The sequence below is a fragment of the Sulfitobacter aestuarii genome, from assembly GCF_042685005.1.
Classification (GTDB): domain Bacteria; phylum Pseudomonadota; class Alphaproteobacteria; order Rhodobacterales; family Rhodobacteraceae; genus Sulfitobacter; species Sulfitobacter aestuarii.
Genome location: NZ_JBHUMP010000010.1, coordinates 112,413 through 133,731, shown reverse-complemented (window position 1 = coordinate 133,731; position 21,319 = coordinate 112,413). Strand labels below are relative to the sequence as shown.

At 64.7% G+C, this 21,319-nt stretch carries 19 protein-coding genes; 14 read left to right on the top strand and 5 right to left on the bottom strand.

Translation table 11 applies throughout. The features are described 5' to 3' along the window. The first annotated feature begins 43 nt into the window (after nt 1-43). Entirely contained in the window at nt 44-820 is a 777-nt protein-coding gene (locus tag ACFSUD_RS12700; RefSeq protein WP_386374975.1) for an MBL fold metallo-hydrolase, read from the top strand. Between the two features lie 16 nt (nt 821-836). On the opposite strand, the gene ACFSUD_RS12695 is transcribed toward ACFSUD_RS12700, so the two are convergent. From ACFSUD_RS12695 to ACFSUD_RS12675, 5 genes are read right to left on the bottom strand one after another with little or no spacing between them, the layout of a single operon-like run. After that, nucleotides 837-1,502 carry a 5-formyltetrahydrofolate cyclo-ligase gene (locus tag ACFSUD_RS12695; RefSeq protein ID WP_386374974.1) on the bottom strand — a complete coding sequence of 222 codons (666 nt, stop codon included), beginning with the start codon at nt 1,500-1,502 and terminating at the stop codon, nt 837-839. Nucleotides 1,503-1,514: 12 nt separating this feature from the next. Further along, nucleotides 1,515-2,669 carry an ABC transporter permease gene (locus ACFSUD_RS12690; protein WP_386374973.1) on the bottom strand — a complete coding sequence of 385 codons (1,155 nt, stop codon included), beginning with the start codon at nt 2,667-2,669 and terminating at the stop codon, nt 1,515-1,517. Continuing rightward, nucleotides 2,666-3,655: an ABC transporter permease gene (locus ACFSUD_RS12685; protein WP_386375000.1), complete on the bottom strand. Its 990-nt coding sequence runs from the start codon at nt 3,653-3,655 to the stop codon at nt 2,666-2,668. Before ACFSUD_RS12685 ends, ACFSUD_RS12690 begins: the two co-directional genes overlap by 4 nt. A 35-nt stretch (nt 3,656-3,690) precedes the next feature. After that, complete coding sequence (locus ACFSUD_RS12680) at nt 3,691-5,601, bottom strand: ABC transporter substrate-binding protein (RefSeq protein ID WP_386374972.1); 1,911 nt, start codon at nt 5,599-5,601, stop codon at nt 3,691-3,693. Further along, on the bottom strand, nt 5,594-7,363 hold the full coding sequence (locus tag ACFSUD_RS12675; protein WP_386374971.1) for an ABC transporter ATP-binding protein: 1,770 nt from the start codon (nt 7,361-7,363) through the stop codon (nt 5,594-5,596). The genes ACFSUD_RS12680 and ACFSUD_RS12675 overlap by 8 nt, the downstream gene beginning before the upstream one ends. 156 nt (nt 7,364-7,519) lie before the next feature. On the opposite strand from ACFSUD_RS12675, the gene ACFSUD_RS12670 reads away from it, so the two are divergent. The 13 genes from ACFSUD_RS12670 (at nt 7,520) to ACFSUD_RS12610 (ending at nt 21,219) form a co-directional block, all read left to right on the top strand. Continuing rightward, nucleotides 7,520-8,017, top strand: a complete 498-nt coding sequence (locus tag ACFSUD_RS12670; protein WP_386374970.1) for a class I SAM-dependent methyltransferase — start codon at nt 7,520-7,522, stop codon at nt 8,015-8,017. Between the two features lie 165 nt (nt 8,018-8,182). Then, nucleotides 8,183-9,238, top strand: a complete 1,056-nt coding sequence (locus tag ACFSUD_RS12665) for a C4-dicarboxylate TRAP transporter substrate-binding protein (protein ID WP_386374969.1) — start codon at nt 8,183-8,185, stop codon at nt 9,236-9,238. A 26-nt stretch (nt 9,239-9,264) separates the two neighbouring features. After that, nucleotides 9,265-9,798, top strand: a complete 534-nt coding sequence (locus ACFSUD_RS12660) for a TRAP transporter small permease (RefSeq protein WP_386374968.1) — start codon at nt 9,265-9,267, stop codon at nt 9,796-9,798. After that, complete coding sequence (locus ACFSUD_RS12655) at nt 9,798-11,138, top strand: TRAP transporter large permease (protein WP_386374967.1); 1,341 nt, start codon at nt 9,798-9,800, stop codon at nt 11,136-11,138. The genes ACFSUD_RS12660 and ACFSUD_RS12655 overlap by 1 nt, the downstream gene beginning before the upstream one ends. Continuing rightward, a complete protein-coding gene (locus ACFSUD_RS12650) occupies nt 11,135-11,911 on the top strand; it encodes an IclR family transcriptional regulator (RefSeq protein WP_386374966.1) in 777 nt (258 codons plus the stop codon). The genes ACFSUD_RS12655 and ACFSUD_RS12650 overlap by 4 nt, the downstream gene beginning before the upstream one ends. A gap of 22 nt (nt 11,912-11,933) precedes the next feature. Beyond that, the gene (locus ACFSUD_RS12645; RefSeq protein ID WP_386374965.1) at nt 11,934-14,027 is read left to right on the top strand and encodes an FAD-dependent oxidoreductase; all 2,094 of its coding nucleotides are present in this window, start codon (nt 11,934-11,936) and stop codon (nt 14,025-14,027) included. Then, complete coding sequence (locus tag ACFSUD_RS12640; protein ID WP_386374964.1) at nt 14,027-15,211, top strand: acetyl-CoA C-acyltransferase; 1,185 nt, start codon at nt 14,027-14,029, stop codon at nt 15,209-15,211. Before ACFSUD_RS12645 ends, ACFSUD_RS12640 begins: the two co-directional genes overlap by 1 nt. An 11-nt stretch (nt 15,212-15,222) precedes the next feature. Continuing rightward, the gene (locus tag ACFSUD_RS12635) at nt 15,223-16,422 is read left to right on the top strand and encodes an acyl-CoA dehydrogenase family protein (RefSeq protein ID WP_386374963.1); all 1,200 of its coding nucleotides are present in this window, start codon (nt 15,223-15,225) and stop codon (nt 16,420-16,422) included. Next, nucleotides 16,419-17,552, top strand: coding sequence for an acyl-CoA dehydrogenase family protein (locus ACFSUD_RS12630; protein ID WP_386374962.1), 1,134 nt, complete (start codon nt 16,419-16,421; stop codon nt 17,550-17,552). Before ACFSUD_RS12635 ends, ACFSUD_RS12630 begins: the two co-directional genes overlap by 4 nt. Next, nucleotides 17,533-17,961 (top strand): PaaI family thioesterase, encoded by a 429-nt coding sequence (locus tag ACFSUD_RS12625; RefSeq protein ID WP_386374961.1) that lies wholly within the window; start codon nt 17,533-17,535, stop codon nt 17,959-17,961. The genes ACFSUD_RS12630 and ACFSUD_RS12625 overlap by 20 nt, the downstream gene beginning before the upstream one ends. Then, nucleotides 17,958-18,731: an oxepin-CoA hydrolase, alternative type gene (locus tag ACFSUD_RS12620; protein ID WP_386374960.1), complete on the top strand. Its 774-nt coding sequence runs from the start codon at nt 17,958-17,960 to the stop codon at nt 18,729-18,731. The genes ACFSUD_RS12625 and ACFSUD_RS12620 overlap by 4 nt, the downstream gene beginning before the upstream one ends. After that, complete coding sequence (locus ACFSUD_RS12615; RefSeq protein WP_386374959.1) at nt 18,728-19,729, top strand: NAD(P)H-dependent flavin oxidoreductase; 1,002 nt, start codon at nt 18,728-18,730, stop codon at nt 19,727-19,729. The genes ACFSUD_RS12620 and ACFSUD_RS12615 overlap by 4 nt, the downstream gene beginning before the upstream one ends. After that, nucleotides 19,726-21,219, top strand: a complete 1,494-nt coding sequence (locus ACFSUD_RS12610; protein WP_386374958.1) for a class I adenylate-forming enzyme family protein — start codon at nt 19,726-19,728, stop codon at nt 21,217-21,219. Before ACFSUD_RS12615 ends, ACFSUD_RS12610 begins: the two co-directional genes overlap by 4 nt. Nucleotides 21,220-21,319 lie beyond the last annotated feature (100 nt).

The following is a 21,319-nucleotide window of genomic DNA, read 5'->3' as shown; positions in this document are numbered from 1 at the left end:
CTAGGTCGCGACGGGAAAGCCTTGCATTACAGGAGACATAAAGATGAATCTTACCAGACGCGCGCTGATGCTGAGCGCCGCCGCCGCGGGCGGCAGCATCACCCTTCTGCCCTATGCCGCTCTCGCAGAGGCCCATACCGGCAACGTGTTTTCCAGCAACGTCGGCGACATAACCGTGCATCCGGTCGATCACGCCTCTTTCGTGATGGAGACGCCGCTTGGCACGATCCATTGCGATCCGGTCGGTGATGCATCGGCCTATGCCGATTATCCGGCGCCGGATCTGATCCTGATCACCCATGAACATGGCGATCACTACAATGCCGATACGCTGAAGGCGCTGGTCGGCGAAGAGACGCAGATCATTACCAATCCGGCGGTGTTCGAGATGCTGCCCGATGCGCTCAAGGCCAAGGCCTCGGCACTGGCCAACGGCGAACAGGCCAGCTTCAGGGAGCTGCGCATCGATGCGATCCCGGCCTATAACACCACCGAGGCGCGCAAGCAGTTCCACCCGCAGGGGCGCGACAACGGCTATGTGCTGAATTTCGACGGTTTCCGGGTCTATATTTCCGGCGATACCGAGGACATTCCGGAGATGCGCGCGTTGACCAACATTGATCTGGCCTTCGTCTGCATGAACCTGCCCTTCACAATGGATGCCAATACGGCGGCCTCGGCGGTGGCGGAGTTCAAGCCGAAATTTGTCTATCCCTACCATTACCGGGGCCGGGACGGCGGTACGCAGGATCCGGAGAATTTCGCCAAACGGGTCGGCACCGATACCGAGGTGAAAATGGGAAACTGGTACAACGAGTGAGGCTGGCTTGGCTGCGTCAGGGGCGATGGTCCCTGACGCTGCCGTCGCCGAGCACGACCTGATGCATCGGGATATCCCAATGCATCGGAAAGATCGTCTTGATCGGGCAAAAGTCATGCCCGACCCCGATCACCCTGGGAAGCGGATCGGCGGCGGCCAGGGTCCGGTCGTAATACCCGCCGCCATTGCCGAGCCGGTAGCCCTGCGCGTCAACGCCGAGCAGCGGGCTGAGCACGATATCGGGGATCAGCGGTTCGGCCACGGCGGGCACGGGGATGTTCCAGATGCCGCGGTTCATCTTTGCGCCCGGCGCCCAGCGGTGAAACTCGACCGGGGCGTTGCGCTGCACCACCACCGGCAGCGCCAGCTCGGCCCCGGCCTCATGCGCGGTCTTTAGCCAGAAGCGCAGGTCAAGCTCGCCGCGGATCGGCCAGTAACCGGCGATCACCATGCCTTCCTGCGGTGAGATCAGCTTATCAAGTCCCGCGCCGACCTGCTGCGCCATCTCCTTAAGCCGCGCCTGCGGCACTTCGCGACGCCGCGCGAGCAGCCGGATCCGTTCGGCCTTGCGAAACCGGTTCACGTCGCGCCATTGCTGCGGATCGACCGGCTGACCGTCGACCAGTTCATGGGCAAAACAGGGCGCATCGCCGCCCGGATTGCTTTCGTCGAAATCATTCATGCGACATCCTCCTCACTGCTTGTAGGGATCGAGCGAGGCGCGCAGGCCGTCGCCGAGAAAGTTGAACGCCAGTACCACGATGATGATCGGCAACATCGGGATCGCGGTCCACCAATAGATCTCGATGGAGGCGAGGTTCTGCGCATCGTTGAGCATCACCCCCCAGCTCACCGCCGGGGCGCGCAGACCGAGCCCGAGGAAGGACAGCGCCGTCTCGCCCAGGATCATCGCCGGGATCGACAGGGTGGCGCTGGCGATCAGATGCGACATGAAATTGGGCAGCAGATGACGGCGGATCACCCTTCCGGGCCTGGCGCCCATCATCTCCGCGGCCTTGACGAATTCTTCTTCGCGCAGGGACAGGAATTTCGAACGCACCGCCCGCGCCAGCCCCGGCCAGTCGAGGATGCCGAGGATGATCGAGATGATGAAGAACACCGCCACCGGCCCCCAGTTCGACGGCACCGCCGCCGACAAGGCCAGCCACAGCGGCAGTTCCGGCAGCGAGCGCAGGATCTCGATCGCGCGGTTGATCACCCAGTCGATGGCGCCGCCGAAATAGCCCGCGATGGCGCCGAAGGTAATGCCGAGGATGAAGGACACGGTGATCCCGATCAGCCCCACGGTCAGCGACAATTGCGCGCCATAAAGGATGCGGCTGAACACGTCCCGGCCAAGCCGGTCCGAGCCCCAGAGAAACACCGTCGCCCCCTCGGGCGCACAGAACAGATGGGTGTCCGAGGGGATCAGCCCGAACAGCTGATAGCTGCGACCCTTGCAGAAGTACTCAAGCTTCATCGGCCGGGTCTCGTCGGCGCTGTAGGTCCAGCGGTAATTGTCGAGATCGGCCTCGGCCGTGGTCGGATAGACGTAAGGCCCGATGAAACGCCCCTCGTGCCAGAGGTTGATGTCCTGCGGGGGCGCATAGAGATGCTCGGCATTGCGTTCGTTGGGCGTGTAGGGCGCGATGAAACCGGCGACCGGCAGGATCAGGTAGCAGATCAGCAGGAACAGCCCCGAGATCAGCCCGAGCTTGTGGCGCCTGAACTTGCGCCACATCAGCCGCGAGACGGAGACATCGAGATCGGCGCGTTCGGGCAAGCCGGTGTCGGGCGTATCGACCCATGGCTCGGTATCGACGAAACGGTTGGAGGGCTGAATGCTCATGCCTCGCGCCCCCCGTAGCGGATGCGCGGGTCGAGCAGGACCAGCAGCATGTCGGAGATCATCGTGCCGATCAGCGTCAGCAGCGCAACGAACATCAACACGAAACCGGCGAGAAACTGGTCCTGCGACTTCAGCGCCGCCAGCAGATAGGGGCCGATGGTCTGCAAGCCAAGCACCACCGAGACCAGCACCGAGCCCGAAACCACCGCGGGCAGCAGGTTGCCGATATCGGCGACGAAAGGATTCAGCGCCATGCGCAGCGGATATTTCGCCAGCAGCCGCGACGGGCCCAGCCCCTTGGCCTTGGCGGTCTCGACATAGGGTTTGCCGAGCTCATCAAGCATGTTGGCGCGCAGCCGCTGCATCATCGCGGCAGCGCCGGAGGTGCCGATCACGAAGGTCGGGACGATGAGATGCAGCAGGATCGACTGCACCTTGGGCCAGGACATCGCCTGATCCTCGAAATGCGGCGCCATCAGCCCGCCGATCGGCAGGTCGAAATACTTGTGCCCGTAGTAGAACAGGATCAGCGCCAGCAGGAAGTTGGGTGTGGCAAGGCCAAGGTAGCCGACGAAACCGGCCGTGTAATCGACCCAGGTTTCCGCGCGCGCCGCCGCCAGCACGCCCAGTGGCAGCGCCACCACATAGACGAAGATCACCGCCGCCAGATTGACCAGCACCGTGAGCCACAAGGCATCCCCGACGATCTCGCCGACGGGGCGGTCAAACTCGAAGGACCAGCCGAAATCGCCCTGCACCAGCCCGGCAAAGCCCTGCGGGCCGGGCGCGAAGCCAACCCAGATCAGGTATTGCTCCCAGAGCGGGCGATCGAGCGCATATTCCTGGCGCAGGAACTCGGCCTTGGCAACGCCCTCGGCCTGTCCCGTGGCGCGCAGCTCCGCGATCTGGTTGGAAAGGTAATCGCCCGGCGGCAGGTTGATGATCGCGAAGACCAGGATCGAGACCACCCAGAGTGTCAGCAACATGGTGAAGAAACGGTAAATGGCATATTTCACGAAAGTCACTGGTTTACCTGCTGCAACGGGTCATCAAAATAGAACTCGTCAATCCGGTGAATGCCGAAATGCGCGCCGGGGTCGAAGGCCCAGATCCCCTGTTCGGGCACGTTGCGCAGATGCCGGGACACCACCACCGGCTGCGGCGCTTCGGAAAGGATGCCGATGCCGAATTGCTGATCGGCATGGATGGCGAGCATCTGCCGCCAGATCGCCCGCCGCTGCGCCGCATCCTGGGTGCGGTTCCATTCCTCGGACAGCGCCATCAGCGCCTGTGCCTCGGGCAGGTCGGGCGGCTCGCCCGATCCGCCCTTGGTCTGATAGTACTGGCCCCATTTCGGCCAGGCGAAGAATTCCTGATTGGTCGGGGCAAGGTATTGCGGCGAGGTGTCGGGCGCGGGCAGGCCGTTGTCCCAGCCGTACCAGACCGCCGCCATGCTGACACCGGCATAGACCCTGTTGCGCAGGATGTCGCGGTCGAGCGGGCGCATGATCAGCCGGATGCCGAGGTCGCGCCAGGTGTCGGCGACGATGGCCAGCGCGTTCTCGACCTCCTGCCGCTCTCCGGCGGTCTCGACGACGAATTCCATCGCGCGCCCGTCGGGCAGCTTGCGCAACCCCGACGCCGTCCGCTTGGTCAGCCCCATTTCGTCGAGCAGCGCATTGGCGCGGTCGATGTCGAGCCCGGCCCATTCGTGGAGGTCACGCTCCGAAAACAGCGGGCTTGAGGACAGCGCCGTCATGCCGCCCTCCTTGGCAAGGCCGAAATAGAGCGCCCGGTTGATCATCCGTCGGTCGATGCCGAGGCTGAGCGCACGGCGGAACCGCACGTCCCGGATCACCGCGCGCCAGGCCGGATCGGCGAAATTGAGGTTCGGATAGATTGCGATCTGGCTGGCCGCACCATTGGCCCAGAGCAGGGTGCGATAGGCACCACCATCGCTTTCGCCCTTCTTCAGCATCGAGACATCGGGGAAATCGAGGCCCCTTGCCTGCAGGTCGACCTCCCCGGCATTGGCCTTGGCCGCGATCAGCCCGCCGCCGACGATGGTCATCTCGACCACGTCGATATAGGGCAGTTGCACGCCGCGTGCGTCGATCCGGTGGTAATAGGGGTTGCGCACGAACAATTGCCGAGACGAGCGGTTGCCGCTGGCGTTGATCCAGGGCTGCAGTGTCGGCAGCGCCGGATTGTCGTATTTGTACATGTTGTCGAGCTTGTTGTGCAGTGCCGCCCATGATTTGACCCGCGCGCGGGCCACCGCCAGCTTCAGTGCCTCCGGATCGGCAAAGTCGATGTGATACTGCCGCAGGTAATGGGCGGGGCGGTAGATGAACGGCGGGCTGGCCTGGGCCAGCAGCGGCAGGAAGTTGGGGTTGGGCGCCTGCCATTCGAAGACTACGGTCACCGGATTCGGGAAGCTGACCGTGCCGAGCTCGTCCTGCACGAACATGAAATCTGGCGGGCCGGAGGGGGTGATCGCGTCGTTATTGGCGACATTCTCCCACCAGTAGCGGAAATCCTCCGAGGTGAAGGGCGTGCCGTCCGACCAGCGGTGGCCGGGGCGCAAATGCAGGGTGAAGCGGCGGCCCTCCTCGATCTCCACATCGCGCAAGAGATCGGGATAGAGCGAGTAATCCGGCGCGTAACCGACCAGCCGCGCATAGCCATAGACCACCATCTGCCGCACATCCTTGGAACGGGAGACGAGGGTGCGCAGTGTGCCGCCCTGATGGCCAAAACTGCGGCCCTTGGCTTCAAGATCGACGACGAGCGGCACCTCGGGCAGGCGCTCCGTCACCGGCGGCAGGTCGCCGCTTCTGACCTCCGCCGCCCAGAAAGAGGATTCCTGCGGCACCGGCTGTGCTGCCAGCGGCAGGGCGAGGAGCAGCAGGAGGGCGATCAGGCTACGCATGACAGCGCACCATGTGGCCGGGTTCGAGCTCACGCAGCATCGGCGCGCTCAACCCTTCGAAGCGGAACATCTCGGGCCAGCTCGACGGTGCGCCCGCCCCATGCGACACCAGCTCAAGGTCGATGGGGCGCGATACATCGGGCTCCGGCTGCGCGGCGATCAGCGCCTTGGTATAGGGATGCTGTGGATTGTAGAAAAGCGTGTCGGGCGCGGCCTGCTCGACGATCACCCCGGCGCGCATCACCGCCACCTCATCGGCGATCCGCGCCACCACGGCGAGGTCGTGACTGATGAACAGATAGCTCAGATGCGCCCTCTCGCGGATGTCCTCCAGCAGGGTCAGGATCTGGTCCTGCACCGAAACATCGAGCGCCGAGGTCGGCTCGTCGCAGATCAGCAGCGAGGGCTCCAGCGTCAGCGCCCGCGCGATAGACAGGCGCTGGCGCTGGCCGCCCGAGAAGGCATGCGGATAACGCCCCAGCATGTCCGGGCTGAGCCCGACCAACCGCAGCTTTTCGATGGCACGCTCGCGCCGCTCGGCGCGGTTGGCAATGCGGTGGATTTCCATCGGCTCGGTCAGCAATTGCTGCACCCGCATCCGCGGAGAGAGCGAGGAATAGGGATCCTGAAAGACCATCTGCGCCTGTTCCTGAAAGGCGGTGCGCTGGGCGGAATTCATGTCATGCACCGGCACCGGATCGGTACCCGGGGTCGGATAGAACAACACGCAGCCGCCGGGGTCGGGGCGTTCGGCACCGAGTGCGATCCGTGCGCAGGTGGTCTTGCCCGAGCCGCTTTCCCCCACCACGGCGAGGGTCTTGCCGCGCTGCAATTGCAGGTCGATGTCACGACAGGCGGTGACCTTCACCGGCCTGCGCCAGCCTCCGGCGCGCAAGGTATAGGTCTTGCTGACCCCGCGCAGGTCGAGGATCAGATCGTCATGGGGCGGCGCGCGGGCCGGGCGCGCGACCTCGGGGATCATCGGCGCGGCGGCGAAGAGCTTGGCCGTGTAGCCATGCGCGGGCGCGCCCAGCACGTCTGCGGCATCGCCCCGTTCCATGACCCTTCCCTTGTTCATCACCACGACCTGCCGCGCCATGTTGGCCACCACGCCGAGGTCATGGGTGACGAGGATCACCGCCATGCCGGTCTCGGCCTGCAGGGTGCGGATCAGGCCCAGCACCTGCGCCTGGGTGGTGACATCGAGCGCAGTGGTCGGCTCGTCGGCAATCAGCAGCTCGGGTTTGGCAACCATCGCCATGGCGATCATCGCGCGCTGCCGCATGCCGCCCGACATCTCGAACGGATAGCTGCGCCAGGCCCTTAGAGGATCGGCAAATCCGACGCGCTCGAATTTCTCCAGCACCGTGCGTCTGGCCTCGGCGCGGCCCATGTCGCGGTGCAGGCGCAGCACTTCGGCGACCTGATTGCCAAGCCGGTGCAGCGGTGACAGCGAGCGCATGGGTTCCTGAAAGATCATCGAGATCCGGTCCCCGCGGATCGCCCGCATCTCGCGTTCGCGCAGGCGCAGCAGGTCGACAGGTCCGTCTTCCCCGTCAAAGCGGATGCAACCGCTTCTCAGCACTGCCGACGGCGGCAGTATCTGCAACACGCTGCGGCAGGTCAAGGTCTTGCCGGAGCCGCTTTCCCCGACGAGCGCCAGCGTCTCGCCGGGGTTGATGGTAAAGCTGACATTGCTGACGACCGGCGGCGCCGCGCCGAAGCCGATGGTAAGGTCTTCAACTTCCAGCAATGGTGTCATCTGCGTCCCGATATTCCAGCCAAGGCCGCCTAAGTTGTGGCAAGTGAAACCGATTTAGCCCGCAGCGTCCAGTGTCCTGCGAAATTACCCTTCATCTCCCTACATATCCCGTGGTGACGACCCCATGTTGAAATCATTGCAATAAAGGAGCCACCGGTGCGCCAGGAAAAGAGCCGACTGGACATATTCATCGACCGGATGGTGTCGCAGCGCGCCTGTCTCGATCACGCGGCGCATTTGATCGCGGCGCTTGAAGGGCCGGTGTTCGAACTGGGGCTCGGCAATGGCCGCACCTATCACCACCTGCGCGCGACCCTGCCGGACCGGGAGATCCATGTCTTCGAGCGCAACCCGACCGCGCAGCCCGACAGCACCCCGCCCGAGGACCACCTGATCCTGGGTGATGTGCATGACACTTTGCCCGCAGCAGGTGAGCGGTTCGGCGACAGCGCGGTGCTCATCCATGCCGACCTCGGCGGGCCGAACCTGCAGAAAAACGATGCTTTCGCACGGGCCATTTCGCCGCTGGTTGAGCCGCTGCTGGCGCGGGGCGGGGTGATGGTGTCGAGCGACCGGATGTATTTCGAGTCGCTGGCCGAAATCGCGCTGCCGGAGGGTGCGGTGCCGGGGCGGTGCTTCATCTACCGACGCTAAGCGGCGGTCAACTCCCTGTTCTGAAATGGTAAACGCAAGGAAGCGGCGCAGGGCGTCGCTTTCCGCGAAGTTCTGCTTGCGTGGAATCGATCTCGCGCCTAGCCTGTCTCCAAGAAAATGAAACCATGTTTTGCTATGTAAAACAATCCCAGGGAGGGGATCTGCATGACTTTTCTGAAATCGCTATCCGTAACGGCTGTTCTGGCCGCGAGCGCCTCGTTCGCCCAGGCCGAGACGACCCTGATCCACGGAGAGGCCGGCCCGAACCGCGGCGCCCGCGCCGATGCGCTGCAATGGTTCGCCGATGAACTGGCCGAGCGGTCCGAGGGGGATCTGAAGGTCGATATCCAGTGGGGCGGCGCGCTGTTCAAAGCCAATGCCGCCGTGCAATCGATCGCCGATGGCGTCGCTGACATGGGGTCGGTCATCGCGGTCTATTACCCGCAGGAAATGGCCGGCTACGGCATCGCCGATCTGCCGGTCAACAACCCGGACGCCTGGGTCGGGATGCGCGCCACCGATGAGCTGATGCGCAACAGCCCCGAGATCGCGGCCGATCTGGCCGACAAGAACCTGGTCTATATCGGCACATGGACCACCAGCCAGGTCAACATCGGCTGCAAGGGCGGCGCGATCAATTCGGTCGCCGACATTTCCGGCAAGAAGGTCCGCGGCGTCGGCGCCTATGGCAAGGTGTTTGGCGAGCAGGGTGCCAACATGGTCAACATGTCGATCTATGACGCCTATCAGGGGCTCGACACCGGGCTGATCGATTGCTCGCAGGGCTACAGCTACGCGGTCGCGGCGCTCAAGCAGGCCGAGGTGATGGACAGCTATACGATCCTCAACTGGGGTCAGGTCGGGGGCCTGGGCATCTTCATGAACAAGGACGCTTTCGACAGTCTCACGCCGGAACAGCAGGAGCTGGTCGGGGAGGTCGGATCGGACATGGCTGACGAGTTCGGCAAGATGATCAATGACGCCAACGACAAGGCCATCGCGTCGATGAAGGAACAGGGCGTCGAAGTGATCGAACTGCCCGAAGCCGAGCGCGCGACACTGGTCGAGGGTGGCAAGAAGTTCCTCGATGAATGGGTGCAGACCGCCGAAGGCTCCGGCCTGCCCGGCGAGAAGCTGCTGGAGGATTATCAGGCGCTGATCACCAAATACACTGAGAAGCGCGCCGCTGACGGCTACCCCTGGGACGCCAAAAGCAACTGATAGCTGACCTTGGGAGGGGGAGCAAAATGCTGGTACCACTGGAAAAGATCCTGCTCGCCCTAGGCGCGGTCGCGGTCATTATGCTGGGGGTGATGATCACCGCCAACGTTCTGGCCCGTGCCGTGTTTGCCAGCCAGGTGCCCGACAGCGTGACCATGGTGCGCGAGCTCATGGTCGCCGCGATCCTGCTTCCCCTTGCCGCCGCGACGGCCGCGCGCGCTCATGTGAGCGTGGCCTTCGTCTCTGACATGTTCCCGGCGCGGCTGCGCTCTTGGCTGATCGTGGCCGGGTCGGTGATCGGGATGATCGCGCTGGCGCCGCTGATCTGGGCCGGCTGGCGCGAGCTTTTCGGCGTGATCGAAAGCGGCAGCTTCTTTTACGGCGATCTCACCCTGCCGAAATGGCCGGGACGGCTGCTGTTCCTGATCGGCATCCTCGCGACCTTCCTGCGGCTCGCCGAGCTAGCCTGGCGCGACATCAACACAATCCGCGCGGGCGGCGTGGTTTCCGATGCCCAGGAACATGTCGGCGATCTGCTGACCGAAGAAGGAAAGCGTTAATGGATCCGGCCACCATCGGTCTCATCGCCTTCGCCGCGGTGCTCTTCCTGCTGGCGATGCGGGTGCCGATCGCCTTCACCCTCGGGGCAGTCGCGACCATTGCCACCTTCATCATCTTCGCCTTTCGCAGCGGCACGTTTTCACCCGAACGCGCGATCCGCGCCACCAGCTCGATGGTGTTCTCCAATTCCTTCGACCTGATCCATTCCTATGACCTGTCGATGATCCCGCTGTTCGTGGCCCTCGGCCATATCGCCTACCGCGCCGACATCACCACCAAGATCTACCACGCCGCCAAGGTCTGGCTGACCCGCCTGCCGGGCGGGGTGGCGATGGCGAGCGTCATGGGCTGCGGCGGCTTCTCGGCGATCACCGGTTCCTCGATCGCCTGCGCCTCGACCATGGGCAAGATCTGCACGCCGGAGATGCTGCGCATGGGCTATGACCCGCGTCTGGCGACGGCGTCTGTGGCGGCGGGTGGCACGCTCGGCTCGCTGATCCCGCCTTCGGTGCTGTTCATCATCTATGGTATCTTCACCGAGACCTCGATCTCCTCGCTGTTCCTCGCCGGGGTGCTGCCGGGGCTGCTGACGCTGGCGGGGTTCATCCTGGTGATCGGCGTCTGGGTCTGGCGCAGCCCCGAAATCGCGCCCTCGACCGAACAGCGCTACAGCGGTTCGGAGCGCTGGCGCGCGGCTTTCGACAGCTGGCCCGCGATCCTGCTCTTCGTGCTGATCATCGGCGGTATCTACGGCGGTATCTTCACCGCGACCGAGGCTGCCGCGGTCTGCGTCGTCGCCGCCACGCTGATCGGTTTTGCACAGCGCAAGCTGACGCTTGCCGGTCTCTGGGAAGCGGTCAAGGAAACCTGTGTGCAGACGTCGGCGATTTTCCTGATCGCCGCCGCCGCCAAGATCTTCGTCGCCTTCGTCGCGCTGACCGGCGTGGCCTCCGACATCGTCGGCTGGGTTTCGGATGCGCAGCTCTCGCTTGTCGTGCTGATGATCTGCATCGCGGCGATCTACCTGCTGCTCGGCATGTTCCTCGATCCGATCGGCATCATGGTGCTGACCCTGCCGCTGATGATCCCGCTGATCGAAAGCTATGATCTCAACCTGATCTGGTTCGGCGTCGTGGTGATCAAACTGCTCGAAATCGGGCTGATCACCCCGCCGGTGGGGCTCAACGTCTTCGTGATCGCCAATGTCGTCGGGCGCGAGGCGCCGATCGACAAGATTTTCGCGGGGATTACCCGGTTCCTCTCGGTCGATGTGATCGTGCTGATCCTGATCATCTCCTTCCCGATGATCTCGCTGCTGATCCCGATGGCCGCGCGATGAGTGAGCAGCAGACAGATCGCAAGTTCGCCAATACGCTGGCCCGCGGCCTCTCGGTGCTGCGCGCCTTCCGGGCCAGCGATGACGGGCTCACCCATTCGGAGCTGGCGGCGCGCACCGGTCTGCCGAAGCCGACGCTGACCCGGCTGACCTATACGCTTTGCGAATTGGGCTATCTGTCGCATGGCGGGCGCAACGAAAGATTCCGCCTCGGCCCCGCCGCGGTGGCGCTCGGCTCGGTCGCCTCGCTGTCGATCAGCTTCGTCGATCTGGCCTCGGATGCGATGCAGAAGCTCGCCGATGCCACCGGCACGCTGGCGCTGATCGCGGTGCGCGATGGTGACCGGATGCTGCTGGCCAAGACCTGGCGGCCGCGGGGCGTTGCGACGATCTGGCTCGAGCCGGGACACCGGATCCCGATGTTCGGGTCCTCCTCGGGACAGGCGGTGCTGGCGACCATGGGCGAGGCGCGTTTCGCCTCGCTGGACCCGGACCCCGAACTGGCGCAGTTCCGCCGCGACGGCTATGATCAGATGATCGGGCAGGGTTTCACCATCGCCCCGCCCCCGACCCGTTATGCCCGCAGTGTCAACGCGGTCAGCGTGCCCTATTTCGCCGGTGAGTTCGGCGAGCCGGTTGCATTCACCTGCGGCGCTCTGCCAAAGGACCTGACCGATACCCGCGCCCTGACCGAGGTCGGCCCGGCGCTGCGCGACACGGTTCGCACGCTTGAACAGCGCACCGGCCATGCCCCGGCCCTGACCCGACGCGGCTGAGATTTTCGAAGGAGAAAACCCGATGAGCGACAAGATAGCCTATGAACGTCACGGTGACATCGCCGTGCTGCGGATCCAGAACCCGCCGGTCAACGCGTTGAGTCAGGCGGTCCGCGCCGGGCTGCAGGACGGCATGTCCCGCGCCGAGGCCGAAGAGGGCGTTCGCGCGGTGCTGATCGTCGGCGAAGGGCGTGCCTTCATCGCCGGAGCCGATATTACCGAATTCGGCAAGCCCCCGCAGGAGCCCTATCTGCCGGACCTGTGTAACCGGATCGAGGCCAGCCCGCTGTTGGTGGTCGCGTCGATGCATGGTGTCTCGCTCGGCGGCGGGCTCGAAGTGGCGCTTGGCGCGCATTACCGGATCGCCCAGCCCAATGCCCGCGTCGGCCTGCCCGAAGTGCATCTCGGGCTTATCCCGGGCGCCGGCGGCACCCAGCGCCTGCCGCGTCTCACCGGTGCCGAAGCCGCGATCGAGGTGATTACCTCGGGCCGTCACGTGATGGCGCCCGAAGCCCTGGAGCTCGGCATCATCGACCGCATCGAGGAAGGCGACCCGCAGACGGTCGGGCTTGCCTATGCGCAGGAACTGCTCGACAGCGGCGCCACCCGCCGCCCGATCAGCGAAATGCCGGGGACTGCCCCGATCGACTGGGACGCGGCCTATGAAGCGGCGTTCCGCAAGGGGCGGGGGCAGATCTCTCCGGCACAGGCGGTGCGCGCGGTGCAGGCCAGCGCCGAGGAACCCTTCAAGGTCGGGATGAAGACCGAACGGCAGATGTTCGTCGACCTGATGGAGACCGATCAGCGTCAGGGCATGATCCACGCGTTTTTCTCCGAACGCGCGGTGAGCAACCTGCCCGAGCTCAAGGGCGTCACGCCGCGTGATCTGCACGAAATCGGGGTGATCGGTGGCGGCACCATGGGCGCGGGCATCGCCACAGCGGCGCTGCTGTCGGGGCTCAAGGTCGTGCTGATCGAGATGAAGGACGAAGCCGCCAAGGCCGCGCATGAACGTATCGCGGGCAATCTGCAGGGCGCGGTGAAGCGCGGCAAGATTTCGCAGGACAAATACGAGGCGCTGACCACCGAGGCGCTCAAGGTCTCGACCGAATACGCCAGCCTGTCGGATGTCGATCTGGTGATCGAGGCGGTGTTCGAGGACATGGACGTGAAGAAGCAGGTCTTTGCCCAGCTCGACGCGGTCTGCAAGCCGGGCTGCGTGCTGGCGTCCAACACCTCCTATCTCGACGTTAACGAGATCGCCGCCAGCACCTCGCGCCCCGGTGATGTGATCGGGCTGCATTTCTTTTCGCCCGCCCATGTGATGAAACTGCTGGAGATCGTCGTCGCTGATGCAACCGCGCCCGAGGTGGTGGCCACCGGCTTCGCGCTCGGCAAGATGCTCGGCAAGGTCAGCGTGCGCGCCGGGGTCTGTGACGGCTTCATCGGCAACCGCATTCTGGCGACTTACCGCACGGCGGCGGATCACATGGTTCTCGATGGCGCCTCCCCCTATCAGATCGACAAGGCGCTGACCGATTTCGGCTTTGCCATGGGCCCCTTCGCGGTCGCCGATCTGGCCGGGCTCGATATCGGCTGGGCCACCCGCAAGCGCAAGGCTGCCGACCGCCACCCCGACGAGCGGGTGCCGACCTATATCGACCGGCTCTGCGAGCAGGGGCATTTCGGCCAGAAGACCGGTCAGGGCTATTACATCTACGAAAAGGGCAAGCGCGGCGGCGTGCCGAACCCCGAGATCACCCGGCTGATCGAGGCCGAGCAGAAAGAACGCGGCATCACCCCGCGTGACTTCACCGATCGTGAGATCGTGCGCCGCTACATGTGCGCCATGGTCAACGAGGCGGCCAAGCTGCTCGGTGAGGGCATCGCGCGGCGTCCGCTCGACATCGATATGGTGCTGCTCTTTGGCTACGGCTTCCCGCGCTATTGGGGCGGTCCGATGAAATGGGCCGATCTGCAGGGGCTTGAGAGCGTGCTCAGAGATATCGAGAGCTACGCCACGGAAGATGCATGGTTCTGGCAACCCGCGCCGCTGCTCAAAACACTGGTGGCCGAGGGCCGCAATTTCGATGATCTCAACAAGGAAGCCGCATAATGACCCAGAACGCACGCCAAGCCGTCATCGTCTCTGCCGCCCGGACCGGGTTGGCCAAGTCGTTTCGCGGCTCCTTCAACATGACCCATGGCGCGACCATGGGCGGCCATGTGGTCGAACATGTGGTGCAACGCGCGGGGATCGATCCGGGCCAGATCGAGGATGTGATGTTCGGCTGCGGCTATCCCGAGGGCGCGACCGGGCAGAACATCGCCCGCCAGATCTCGCTGCGCGCCGGGCTGCCGGTGTCGGCGGCCGGGGTGACGGTCAACCGGTTCTGCTCCTCGGGGCTGCAGACCGTGGCGATGGCCGCCAATGCCATTACTCAGGAAGGCGCCGGGCCGATGGTCGCGGGCGGGGTCGAGAGCATCTCTATGGTGCAGCCTGAAACCAGGCGCGTCCCCGAGGCATGGCTGCTTGAACACAACCCCGCCGTCTACATGGCGATGATCGAGACCGCCGATATCGTGGCCGAGCGCTATGGCATCAGCCGTGAGGCGCAGGATGAATACGGTCTGCGCAGCCAACAGCTGATCGCCGCCGCGCAGGAGGCGGGCAAGTTCGATGACGAGATCGTCGCGATGCAGACCGTGATGGGCGTGATGAATAAGGAAACCAAGGAAGTCTCGCAGCACGAGGTCACCGTCAACAAGGACGAATGCAACCGCCCCGGCACCACGCTGGAAGGTTTGCAGGGGCTGAAACCGGTGCGCGAGGGCGGCTTTGTCACCGCCGGCAATGCCAGCCAGCTTTCCGACGGCGCCGCGGCGCTGGTGCTGATGGACAGTCAGGCCGCCGAAAAGGCCGGGCTGGAGGCCATGGGCGCTTTCAAGGGCTTTGCCGTGGCCGGGTGCGAACCTGACGAGATGGGCATCGGCCCGGTCTTTGCGGTGCCGCGGCTGCTGGAACGGCACGGGCTCAAGGTTTCTGATATCGACCTTTGGGAGCTGAACGAGGCCTTTGCCAGTCAGGCGCTCTATTGCCGCGACACGCTGGGGATCGACCCGGAGATCTGCAACGTCAACGGCGGCTCGATCGCCATCGGCCACCCGTTCGGCATGACCGGCGCACGGATGACCGGGCATATCCTGCGCGAAGGCAAACGGCGCGGAGCTAAGCTCGGCGTCGTGACCATGTGCATCGGCGGCGGCATGGGTGCCGCGGGCCTGTTTGAAATCTACTGAAAGGACCGACCATGGACCTGAGCTATTCAGACGAAGAACGCGCCTTTCGCGACGAAGTACGGGCGTTTCTGGACGAGAAACTGCCCAAGGATCTCTCCGACAAGGTGCGCAAGGGTCAGGAGCTCGGCAAGGAAGGCCATGAGCGCTGGCATGCGATCCTGAACGCGCAGGGCTGGCTGGCGCCGAACTGGCCGAAGGAATTCGGCGGTGCCGCCTGGAACGCAGTGCAGCGTCATATCTTCGAGGAAGAGGCTGCCGCCGCCTATGCGCCGCGCATCGTGCCCTTTGGTTTGTCGATGCTGGCGCCGGTGCTGCAGAAATTCGGTTCCAAGGAGCAGAACGACTACTGGTTGCCGCGCATCCTGTCGGGCGAGGATTGGTGGTGCCAGGGCTATTCCGAACCCGGTGCCGGGTCGGATCTTGCCTCGCTGAAGACCACGGCGGTGAAAGAGGGCGATCATTATATCGTCAACGGTCAGAAGACCTGGACCACGCTCGGTCAACACGCCAACATGATCTTCTGTCTGGTGCGCACCGACAAGGACGCCAAGAAACAGGAGGGCATTTCGTTCCTGCTGATCGACATGGCGACGCCGGGCATCGAAGTGCGCCCGATCGTGCTGCTCGATGGCGGGGCCGAGGTCAACGAGGTCTGGTTCACCGATGTCAAAGTGCCGGTTGAAAACCTCGTCGGCGAAGAGAACAAGGGCTGGACCTATGCCAAGTACCTGCTGACCCATGAGCGCACCAACATCGCCGGTGTCGGGTTTTCCCAGGCCGGGCTGACTGCGGTCAAGCGAATCGCGAAATCCGAGATGGCCGGGGGCAGGCCGCTGATCGAGAACCCGCATTTCGCAGCACGTATCGCCAAGGTCGAGATCGATCTAATGGCGATGTCCACGACCAACCTGCGGATCATTTCCAAGGCCGCTGCCGGACAGGCGCCGGGGGTGGAAAGCTCGATGCTCAAGGTCAAGGGCACGATCATTCGTCAGGAGATCAACGATCTCGCACGCCGCGCTGCCGGGGTCTATGCGATGCCGTTCGCCTCGGAGGCCGTCGAGGGCTCCAACGCGGCGCTGCCTGATCCGCTCGCCGCCGGGCCGGTGGCGGCGCAATATTTCAACAACCGCAAGCTGTCGATCTTCGGCGGCTCCAATGAAATCCAGCGCGAGATCATCGCGAAGACCACGCTGGGAGGTGCCAAATGAACTTTGACCTGACCGAAGAGCGGCAGATGCTGCAAGACAGTCTGCGCCGTTTCCTGCGAGACAAATACGATACCGCGACGCGCAACAGGATTTTGGAAAGCGAGACAGGTTTCTCCGCCGATATCTGGAGCGCGCTGGCCGAACTCGGGGTGATCGGCGCGCTGTTCACCGAAGAGCAGGGGGGCTTCGGCGGCAAGGGGTTTGACCTTGCCGTGGTGTTCGAGGAACTGGGCCGCGCGGGTGTGGTGGAACCGTTCATGGACACGGCCGTGCTCGCTGGCGGGCTGATTGCCGATCTGGGTGATGGGGCGCAGCAGGAGCATGTCGAAGCGGTCATCGGCGGGGCGCTGCAACTGGCCTTCGCCCATGGCGAGCCCTCAAGCCGCTATGATCTGAACCGCGTGCAGACCACCGCCAAGGCAGAGGGCGACCGGATCGTGCTCAATGGTCGCAAGGCGGTAGTGGTCAATGCCGAAGCCGCCGACATGCTGGTGGTCTCGGCCCGCGAAAGCGGCGATGTCGGGGACGAGGACGGGATCTCGCTGTTTTTGGTGCCTGCCGATGCCAAGGGGCTGAGCATCGAGGGCTATGCGCTGCTGGCCGGGGGGCGTGCCGGTGAGGTGACGCTTGATGAGGTGAGCCTGCCTGCGTCGGCGCGGCTTGGTGCCGCGGGCAAGGCCTATCCCGTGATCGAGGCGCGTATGGCTGCGGCCAATGTCGCGCTGTGTGCCGAAACGCTTGGCGCGATGCACACGGCCTGTGAGCTGACCCGCGAATATCTCGGCACCCGCAAGCAGTTTGGCCGCGCAATCGGCAGCTTTCAGGCGCTGGCGCATCGCATGTCCGATCTGCTGATCGAGATGGAACAGGCGCGTTCTGCCGTGATCAACGCCGCCGGGCATCTGGAGGGGGACCGCGTCGGCCGCGAGCGTCACGTGTCGGCCGCGAAAAACCTGATCGGGCGCGTCGGGCGTCTGGTGGCCGAAGACTCGATCCAGATGCATGGCGGCATTGCCATGACTCAGGAATACGAACTTGCCCATATCGCCAAGCGCATCGTCATGGCCGACCATCGTTTCGGCGATACCGATCATCATCTGGAGCGGTTCATTGCCCTCGCCAGCGCCTGATACGGATCAGCTCATCCACGACGAGACCGGCACCCAACGGTTGATCGGTTACGTCGTGGATGTCTCGGATCGAGCCCATGGGCGCTGCCATCTGCAGGTGACCGAACAGCACCTGAACCGGCATGGCGTACTGCATGGCGGCATCGCGACCACGGTGCTGGATTCAGCGCTCGGCACCACCGGATCGCTGAGTGTGGATGCCAGCGGGCGGGCGCCGTTCCTGACCATCTCGCTGACTACGCAATTCGTCGGTCCGGGACGCCCCGGCAGGGTGACGGCGACCGGTACGATCACCGGGGGCGGACGAAGCCTGCTTTATATCACCGGGGTGCTTGAGCATGAGGACGGCACGCTGATCGCCACCGCGACCGGCGTGTTCAAACGGGTGCCGCAGGAGAAGCTGACATGAACGCGCGGATCGAGGACAGGGGCGACCGGCTGGTGATCTGGAACGGCAACGCGGCCAAGCGCGGAGCCCTGACGCCGGAGCTTTACACGGCGATCAGCGAGGCGATGCAGCAGGCAGCCGAGCCGCGCATCCGGGCGGTGATCCTGACCTCCGAGGGCGGGTTCTTCTGCGCGGGCGGAGATCTGAACGTGCTGATCGAGCGGCGCAAGCTCAGCGAGGCAGAGCGGCGCGACAAGGTCGATCTGCTGCATGACCTCGTGCGCGCCATGCGGGCCTGCCCGGTGCCGCTGATCGCGGCAATCGAGGGCGGTGCCGCCGGAGCCGGGCTGTCGCTGGCGCTGGCCTGCGATCTGCTGGTGGCCTCCAAGGAGGCCAAGTTTACCGCCGCCTACGTCAAGGCCGGGCTGGTGCCCGATGCGGGGCTGACCGCGTCGCTGGCGCGGATGCTACCGCGCCCCTTCGCAATGGAAATGTGCCTGATGGGCCGCCCGGTCTCTGCCGGGCGCTTTGCCGAGCTGGGGGCGGTCAATATCCTGAGCCAGGAGGGCAAGGCGCTGGAGCAGGCCCATGCGCTTGCCGACACGTTGGCCGCCGGGCCGCGCGCTGCGCAGGGCGCGATCCGCGCGCTGATCGCTGCCGCCTATGAAAATAGCGAGGCCGACCAGCTGGACGCCGAGCGCGACGCTATGGCGCGCGCCGCAGGTGGCGACGAGGCCGCCGAGGGGATCGCCGCCTTTCTGGAGAAACGCAAGCCGGAGTATCGCCAATGAGCTGGAACACCGAAATCACCCGCCGCTTCGGCACGCGGTTGCCGATCGTCGCGGGCGGGCTGCAATGGCTGTCGGATGCGCCCTATGTCGCCGCGGCGGCGCAATCGGGGATCATGGGTTTCATCACCGCCGCGAGCTTTGCCAGCCATGACGATCTGCGCGCCGAGATCCGCAAGACGCGGGCGCTGTGCAACGATCTGCCCTTCGGGGTCAATGTCTCCATGCTGCCCAAGCTGGTGCCGGGCGATCAGACCGAGGACATCTTTCGCCTGATCGCCGACGAGGGCGTCGGCGTGGTCGAGACCTCGGGGCGCAACCCCGAGCCCTATATCGCGCTGCTGAAAGACCTTGGCCTGACGGTGCTGCACAAGGTCCCGGCGGTACGCTACGCGCTCAAGGCTCAGGCGGTCGGGGTCGACATGGTGTCGATCGTCGGGGCCGAATGCGGCGGGCATCCGGGCATGGACATGATCGGCTCTTTCGTCAACGCGGCGATGGCCGGGCGCGATCTTGAGATTCCCTTCCTGATCGGCGGTGGCGTCGGACATGGCAGCCAGCTGGTCGCGGCGCTGTCGATGGGGGCGTCTGGTGTGGTGATGGGCACAAGGCTGCTGGTCAGCGAAGAGCTGACCGCGCATCGCGAATACAAACAGGCGCTGGTGCATGCCACTGAACGCGACACCGCGCTGACCATGGGTTCGGTGCGCAACACGATCCGCACCTTGGCCAACGAGACCACCACCGAGGTCGCGCGGATGGAGGCGGAGAACCCCGGGGTCACGATTCAGGAACTGCTGCCGCTGGTCTCGGGCAAGATTGGGCGACAGGCCTATGTCACCGGCGACGTGAGCCGGGGCATGCTCTCGGCCGGTCATGCGCTGGGGCTGACCGACAGGATCGAGCCGATGGCCGATATCATCGCGCGGATCGAGGCCGAAGCGGCGCAGGCGCTGGCGCGGCTTCAGGGGGTAACGCAGATGCAGGAGGCGGCGCAATGAGCGGACGGGTCGAGGATTTTCTGGCAGCGCAGGTCGCGGCACGGGGCGATGCCCCGGCCCTGAGCGATTCACTGGGCACGGCATGGAGCTTTGCCGAGCTCGACCGCGCCGCCGAAGCGGTGGCGCAGATGCTGGGGGAGGCCGGGGTACAGGCTCAGGACAGGGTACTGATGCTCTCGGAAAACTGCGCCAGCGCGGTTGCCGTTCTGTTCGGATGCTGGAAGCTCGGCGCGGTGATCATCCCGGTCAATGCCCGACAGACCGATGCGGAGATCCGGCGCATTGTTGATCACGCCACCCCGGCGGCGCTGCTGATGACCTGTGACGCGTCGAGCGATGCGCGCGACCATGCGGCCCGGATCGGGGCGGTGGAGGTCACGGGCGATTTCGGCAGCCTGTATCTTGCGGCGATGCGCAGCAACCCGGACCCGACGCTGCGCGATGTGGCGGTACTGCTATATACCACCGGCACCACCGGTGATCCCAAGGGCGTGATGCTGAGCCATGACAATGTGCGGTTCGGCGGCATGGCTTCGGCCGAGCTGCGCGGAATGACCCCGGATGACTTGGTCTATGGCGTGCTGCCAATCACCCATGTCTTCGGGCTTGCCTCGGTGATCACGGCGGCCTGTTATGCCGGGGCGGCGGTGCGGCTTGAGGCGCGGTTTTCCGGTGCCAAGCTCTTTGCCGCCTTGCAGGACGGTGTGACGCTGCTTTCGGCGGTGCCCCAGATGCATGCGCTGTTGATGCAATACACCAAGGAGCAAGGGTTGACGCAGCTTGGCTCCGAGCGGCTGCGCTATGTCTCTTCCGGGGCGGCGCCGCTCGACCCGGCGTGGAAGCGCAAGGCCGAGGCGTTCTATGGCGTCGCGCTGCAGAACGGCTATGGCATGACCGAGACCACGGCGGGTGTCTGTGCCACGCGAAACCCCATCGGCTCGCCCGATATTTCGGTCGGCCCGGCGTTGCCGGGGGTCGAGGTCGCGATTGATGACGCTGTCCCGGGTGGCGGCGAAGGGTCGGGCGAGGTGCTGACCCGCGGCGGTCACGTGATGCTGGGCTATTACCGCAATCCCGAGGAGACCGCCAAGGTGCTCGACGCCGAGGGCTGGATGCATACCGGCGATCTCGGCAGGCTTGATGCGCAGGGACATCTGCATATTCTCGGGCGCTCGAAGGAGCTGATCATTCACGGCGGCTTCAACGTCTATCCGCCCGAGGTGGAAGCGGCGCTGAACGAGCATCCGCAGGTGATCCAGTCGGCGGTGATCGGACGGATGAAGGATGGCGACGAGCAGGTGCTGGCCTTCGTGCAGGTCGCCGAGGGTGACAGGGTCTCGGGGGAAGAGCTGAAAGCATTCGTCGGCGCGAGGCTGGCGGGCTATAAACGGCCGGGGCGGATCTTTATCGGCACCAGCCTGCCTGCGGCGCCGACCGGCAAGATCCTCAAGCATCGGTTGCTGGCGGCGTTTGCGGATCAGCTGGACTGATTTTTAGGGAAGCGGGCAGGGCGGCTCGCTCCGTCCTGCGGTAACGTTTCGCATGCGAAACAATCGCTTTAACAATTGTTTAAGCGGATAGCGCCGCAGA